We start from the raw sequence: 7,010 nt of genomic DNA, 5'->3' as shown, positions 1-7,010 counted from the left end.
CTAGTTAGCGCCCATGCCGGGCGCACCAAAATCTTTTTCAGTGGATAATAAAGAATTATCACTAACACAAACGTTGTAATGGAGTTAACAATGGTCGCGGGTTCACTCGCAAGTGCGCCAACTACTGCCGCATGTAATTGCATCCCCTCATATGCCACGCCCTCAATAACCGAGTTTCCAAATGACGTAAAAAGTTTTGTAAATCCCGCAGCAAATGCCACAACCGCGATATGCCATTTTTGCGTATCATCACGCCTAAACAAACGGAACACAAGTGTTACCACTGCAGCCACAATGATCACTTCAATAATTGTTAGATACGCGGTGCTTGCGTACCCATGCGTAACATCAAATAATCCTAAACCAATTGCTCCAGCCAACGAACCATATCCGAATCCCAAAAACATAATTGCTAATGCGGTTAAAGCATTTCCAAAATGAACAAATGGACGGCCAATCATGGCTGGAATTGGAATTTGAAATACAGAAATGCCAATAAAAATAATTGCGGCAAATAATGCCGTCTCAACAATTTTTCGTAATTGATTATTATGCATAATACTAACTCCCCTTGTATGCTAATATTTTTGGAAAAACCGTTTGTAACCGGACTCCCATCCGTGAATCTCGTGAAGTGCGCTTGATCGTATCAACAACCGCTTCAGTTGTCCACTGATTGGCAAGTGTTAAAGCCGTCTCAAACGATTCTTTATTTAAAATAAGCCCAAATACCAAACTTGAAAAAAGATCCCCGGTTCCAAAATAATCCCCGGTAATTTTCTTTGAAGATACATATTTGATCTTTTGATGACTCATAAAAACAGTCCCAATTTGGTCATCACATTCAATTCCAGTGATTGCCAACTTTATAACTTCAGACTTTTGGGTTAATTCATTCAAAATATCGGTTAAATTTGCTTTGGTCAGTTGTTCAGGAATTTGACGATGAAGTAATAAACAGGCTTCCGTAAGATTGGGCAAAAACACATCTGCTTTTTGACTCAACTGTAGATAATCTTCTACAACTTCTGTTGGCATTCTGGAATACAACTTTCCATGATCAGCAAAAGCTGGATCTAACACCAGCAAACTAGGCAAATTTATCCTTAACAAGTTGTCTACTTCATGATAGACCTGATTGCTATTGCCAAGATAGCCAATCAAAAAATTATTAAAATGAACGGCAGCTTTCTCCCAGTGCTGATAAAATTTTGGAATTGCTGCTTCCATGGACACAGTGGCCGGTTGTCCATAGCCACCAGTGTGCGTGGATAACAAAACTGAGGGAAGAATCGCTGGTTGCTCGTCAAATAGGGTCACGATTGGAACAGCAATACTCATAGAAACCGAACCGACCGTAGACAAATCTTCAATTAATAACGTTTTATTTGCCAATTCAGCTATCCCCCATCCATATCTTCACCTATACTTTAATTTTTCTCATTATACCATGAAGACGAGTGGTGACTGGTGAAATTCAATTTTTAAACTGCACTAAGAAATTAAGTTTTCAGGGACTAAACCGTATTTTTTAGATTTACTTTTTCTGCTAGGCAGTAGGACAACTCCACAAGTCAGCAGTAAATATTTAAACAAGGTTCCCGGCAGGATGCGATCCGCCTCCACCTCGCTACTTCTCTCTGTCTTCTTCCCACTGGGCAGTAGGACAACTCCGAAAAACAGTTAGGAAAATATAAGCACGCTTACACTACTCCACGCGTTGGTGATTTTCGTCCCGAAAATCTTTATGTTCCGTACGTTGTCGATTCTTGTGGCTTAAGATCGCCGCAAGAACTCGCAGCGGGATTGCGATCCCGCCTCCATCGCGCTGCTCCTCTCTGCTTTTTTCTGCTAGGCAGTAGGACAACTCCACAAGTCAGCTGTAAATATTTAAGCAAGGTTCCCGGCAGGATGCGATCCCGCCTCCACCTTGCTACTTCTCTCTGTCTTCTTCCCACTGGGCAGTAGGACAACTCCGAAAAACAGTTAGGAAAATATAAGCACGCTTACAGCGGGATTGCGATCCCGCCTCCATCGCGCTTATATTTTCCTAACTATCGTTTTTCTCCGTTCACTTTTCTTTTTCTCATTGACTTTTAATATTTTTCTGGATATAGTCTAATAAACTGGTTACAGTTTGATTTTTCTAAATTTAGGGAGTGTTGTGTATGTCATTACGCGGACGTATTTTCCGCAAAGAAAGTCGCGATCGGTACATTGAACGCGATAATCGCTTTGAAAAAACTATGAACGGGTGGGATTTAATTGCCCTTGGCATCGGTGCCGTTATTGGTACTGGAATCTTTATTTTACCCGGCACGGTTGCTGCAACTAAAGCTGGTCCTGCTATTATTCTTTCCTTTGTGGTTGCTGCCATCGTTTGTTCCGTTGCTGCCATGTGTTACGCAGAATTTTCTTCGGCGTTGCCAGTTGCCGGCAGTGCCTATTCGTATGGAAACGTCGTGTTTGGTGAAATTGTTGGTTGGATCCTAGGTTGGGCTCTCATTTTGGAGTACGTCCTGGCCGTGGCCGCCGTTTCTACTGGTTGGTCGGCTTACTTCAGTTCATTTATATCTGGATTTGGTTTACATATTCCTAAAGCTTTATCTGGTCCATTTGACCCTGCCCATGGCACTTACATCAACATTGTGGCCGTTCTCATCGTTTGTTTAATCGCTTTGTTTAATCGCTTTGTTTCTATCTAAAGGATTAAAATCTTCCCTTCGGATTAATAACATTATGGTGATTGTCAAACTAGTAATCATTGTCCTATTCCTCTTGGTTGGTGCCTTTTATGTAAAGCCATCCAACTGGCATCCCTTTATGCCGTTCGGTGTCAAAGGCATGTTCCAAGGTGCTTCGACCGTTTTCTTCGCTTACCTTGGTTTTGATGCCGTTTCATCATCGGCAGCTGAAGTAAAAGATCCCGATCGCAATATGCCATTTGGAATTATTGGCACATTAATTATCGCAACTGTTCTCTATATTGGCGTTTCCATCGTCCTTACCGGGATGATTTCATACACAAAGCTAAACATTGCAGATCCCGTCGCCTTTGCCTTACAAGCCGTTAATCAAAATTGGTTGGCCGGCCTTTTATCCTTGGGTGCATTGGCCGGGATGACCACTATGATGGTAACGATGATCTTTAGTAGTTCACGATTAGTTTATTCAACGGGTCGTGACGGATTGCTTCCCAAGACCCTTGGTAAAGTCAGTGCTAATCATTCACCGCTGCATGCCATGACCGTTGTCACAATTGTCATTGCCATTCTTGGTGGTTTGGTCCCATTAGATCAGCTAACTAACCTTGTAAATATTGGAACGTTAATCGCTTTTGCCGTTGTTTCATTTGGGATTATTCCGCTTCGTAAACGAAAAGACATTCCCAATCATGGCTTTAAAGTGCCATTCTATCCTGTGCTCCCCATCATTTCTGGACTCATGTGTATTTTCTTGATGACTACCTTGTCCAAAGAAACATGGATTGCCTCTCTAATCTGGTTTGCCTTAGGTCTATTGATCTACTTTACTTACGGAATTAATCATAGTCAGTTGGCCCAAAAAGATAATTCAGAAAAATAAATTAGATCATTAAAAATTAATTAGTAAAATCACCTCCGAATAGTTGCAGAATGGCGTATAATTGGTGCCATACAACTTTTCGGAGGTTTTTTATATTATGAAAAATAATCAATTTGCTATTGAGCCAGTGGACCGAGCCACGGAGCTTAAAGAATTACTTGCTTCTCACTTTATTGATGACACAATCGATCAATTAAACGATCCATTAGCTGTTTGGCAGGAGCTTTTACACAAAACAACTCTTGAAGCAAAAAACGAAACGGTATTCAAACAAAAATTAAATAATTATTTAGCTACCCCAGAAACAACTTTGGGAGACTTCTTAGATTCCCACCAACCACTTACAAACGACATTTTCTATCGCGTCGCTTTGCAACTACTTGAATTTGATGTCGGCAACGATTTTAAACTTGAAGATCCAATTCAAGCAATGAAACAAATCAAGCTACCAATTGTTGGCGAGCCAATCAAAACCAAGGCAGACTTGTTACATGCTTGGTATTTACTGCTTTGTACCCACACCAAAAATGGCCAAACTTATTTAGATAAGCTTGCTCAAGCTGGTTACTTTGTTCCTTTCTATGAAAAAACGACCGAACCATTATTTTTTAATGGCAAGGCTCAGGCTGTCTTTGACCCCCATCAATTAATCCGTGATGTTGTTTACGTTGAAGCCCCTTTAGATACTGATGAAGACGGTAAACGTGATCTCTTAAAAGTGGAAATCTTACGTCCTAAACAAACGCAAGATGGCTATCGGGCTCCCGTTTTATATACGGCTAGTCCTTATAATCAGGGAATTAACGATGAAGCTGGTGATGCGGCCATGCATAATGTTGATGTCCCTTTGGCGGCTAAAGAACCTAACCACCTTACTTACAAAGATATTCATTATCAAGAGACACCCAAAGAATTACCTGCCAAACGCAAAATTGCCGGTGAACAACAAGAAGCCGACGAAACGTTTGCGATGGAGGCTCCTTATACTTTAAACGATTACTTCCTAACTCGCGGTTTTGCAGTCGTTTATGCAGCAGGCATTGGCACCAAAGATTCTGATGGCATTCGCGCCACCGGTGCTGTATCTGAAACCGTTTCAACCATTGCTGTTATTGAATGGTTAGCCGGTAATCGCACAGCATTCACTAATAAAACCGATAATATCGAAATCAAGGCTTGGTGGTCCACCGGTAAAATTGCCATGACTGGTCGTTCTTATTTAGGAACTTTGGCTGTGGCAGCTGCAACAACTGGCGTCAGTGGACTAAAGACCGTGGTTTCTGAAGCAGCCATTTCAAGTTGGTATGACTATTATCGTGATGGTGGCTTAGTTGCTGCGCCTGACACATTCCAAGGTGAAGATATGGATGTGCTCGCAACCGAAGTATTCAGTCGTATGCAAAAACCAGGCGATTACTTAAAGATCAAAGATTTCTTTGATCAAGTCTTACAAACCATGGCCAAAGATCAAGATCGTCAAACTGGAAACTACAGCCATTACTGGGACGAGCGTAATTATGTAAACAACGTTAAAAACATTAAGGCTGATATGATTATGGTGCATGGTTTAAATGATTGGAACGTTAAACCACGTAACGTGGGCAATCTTTGGAACGCCTTACGAGATGCGCCAATTACTAAGAAATTGATTTTGCACCAAGGTCAACATATTTATATCAATGCTTTCCGTTCCTTGGACTTCACTGACATGATGAATCTTTGGTTTAGTCATGAACTCTTTGGCCTAGATAATCATGCGGAAGATTTATTGCCCGATGTTTTAATTCAAGACAATGTGCAACCAGAAACTTGGACAAGCTATGCAGATTGGCAAGCACCAACCGATAAAAAACAAGCTTTCAATTTTGAAGCCAAAGAATTGGTACCGGAAACCGTTCCAGTTCGCACAGCTGCAGCTTCGTTTAGCGATCATCTCGATCCCGAAATATTTGATTTCTATAAAAAGCATCTAAACGTTTGGGAACGTGATTTACTTACCACCAATCACGACACCAAGGGTGAAAATCAGTTGCGGGATAACCGATTGATTTTCAAAACCAGTCGGTATGATGAGGACACCTACATTGATGGTTCCGTTCAACTAAAGATTCGGGTGGCGGTTAACGAACCATTTGGCATGTTAAGTTTTCAACTGGTTGATTACGGTGATGCTAAACGATTGACGGTTAGCCCAACCATCTTGGCATCTAAATCGTTAAGTGGTGCCTACGATTGGCGGCGTGATAATCTTCGTGAATTTACTTTGCAAAAAGAGGCCACTCCTTGGAAGATGATTACAAAAGGTCATATTAATCTTCAGAATCGTCACAATGCTTACCAAGTGGACGAATTAAAGGCAAATGATTTTTACGATCTGACAGTTGAGTTGCAACCAACCTTCTACCACCTGTTGGCCGGTCATCAGCTTGGTCTAGTTGTTTACGCAACTGACTTTGCCACAACTGTCCGTGGTAACCAAGAATTACAATACTCGTTACAAATTAATCAGTGTAAAATAACTTTACCAATCAAATAGATAAAAAAGCGCTCGGAATATTAATTTCCGAACGCTTTTTTTATTGGCCGCACATGCACAATTTCCCCACTCGAAATCTTTAGCTGTTCTTGATCCGTTTGGAGAATTAATCTCCCCTGTTCATCAATGGTGTTAACCACACCACTGACCGTCCTGTTTTGAAATTGGACCTGAACTTGCTTGCCAATTACAGATGATAGTTGTCGATACTGATCCATAAAATCGGCACTTTGATACGTTTTTAAATATTCAAAAAAGCTGGTTACAAAATCCGCCACAAAATCTGTTTGATCAGGAATGATTGGCTCTTTGCTTAATGAAGTAGCAATTTGTTGAATGGCATCCGGAAAAGACTTTGTGTACAAATTTACACCAATCCCAATAACCACCCCAGATAACTGATTAGTCATGGGATCCGTTATTGCTTCGGCCAAAATACCCCCAACTTTTCGGTTGTTCCAAATTAAATCATTGACCCATTTAATCTGGAGTTTAACGGGAAAATGTTTTTGAATTGCTTCTACACTCGCCACGGCTGTCATCGTCGTCAGTAATCCGGGATTAAAAGTTTCACCGACTACCGGAATTAAGAAACTAATATATAACCCACTATCTTCTGGAGAATAAAAATCTCGATTTAGGCGTCCATACCCGGCCGTTTGATGATTTGCCATAAAAACTTGCGGTTGGGTAATACGCAAAAGATTTCGACCCACACGTTTGGACTCGGCATTCGTTGAATCGATCTGATCAAACGTATGAATTTCTATCTTGAAACCTGCCGATAAGATTTTTTCTTGAAGCTTTTTAAGATTAAATTTGATCGTAAAAACTTCCCCTACTATTTTCTCTAATCTTACCAATTAGTCATGGGAAGGACAAGTTATCA

The 7,010-nt window shown here is 40.9% G+C and carries 4 protein-coding genes and 1 pseudogene; 2 read left to right on the top strand and 3 right to left on the bottom strand.

The window, feature by feature from the left end; genetic code table 11:
- Both IV84_RS08970 and IV84_RS08965 read right to left on the bottom strand, forming a co-directional pair.
- Positions 1 to 557: ECF transporter S component (locus tag IV84_RS08970; protein ID WP_056986472.1), on the bottom strand; the 557-nt coding region annotated here is incomplete at its 3' end.
- A 4-nt stretch (positions 558 to 561) separates the two neighbouring features.
- Positions 562 to 1,395: a PfkB family carbohydrate kinase gene (locus tag IV84_RS08965; RefSeq protein WP_056986470.1), complete on the bottom strand. Its 834-nt coding sequence runs from the start codon at positions 1,393 to 1,395 to the stop codon at positions 562 to 564.
- Positions 1,396 to 2,168: 773 nt separating this feature from the next.
- Here IV84_RS08965 and IV84_RS08960 point away from each other — a divergent pair.
- A pseudogene (locus tag IV84_RS08960) lies at positions 2,169 to 3,585 on the top strand (APC family permease).
- A 97-nt stretch (positions 3,586 to 3,682) separates the two neighbouring features.
- Positions 3,683 to 6,121 carry a Xaa-Pro dipeptidyl-peptidase gene (locus IV84_RS08955; RefSeq protein ID WP_056986468.1) on the top strand — a complete coding sequence of 813 codons (2,439 nt, stop codon included), beginning with the start codon at positions 3,683 to 3,685 and terminating at the stop codon, positions 6,119 to 6,121.
- 20 nt (positions 6,122 to 6,141) lie between these two features.
- On the opposite strand, the gene IV84_RS08950 is transcribed toward IV84_RS08955, so the two are convergent.
- Positions 6,142 to 6,984, bottom strand: coding sequence for a biotin--[acetyl-CoA-carboxylase] ligase (locus tag IV84_RS08950; RefSeq protein ID WP_056986466.1), 843 nt, complete (start codon positions 6,982 to 6,984; stop codon positions 6,142 to 6,144).
- Between the last annotated feature and the right edge of the window lie 26 nt (positions 6,985 to 7,010).

The sequence above is a fragment of the Pediococcus damnosus genome (genome assembly GCF_001437255.1).
Classification (GTDB): domain Bacteria; phylum Bacillota; class Bacilli; order Lactobacillales; family Lactobacillaceae; genus Pediococcus; species Pediococcus damnosus.
Note: the sequence above shows the minus strand (reverse complement) of the source record. Positions and strands in the feature narration are given on the sequence as shown.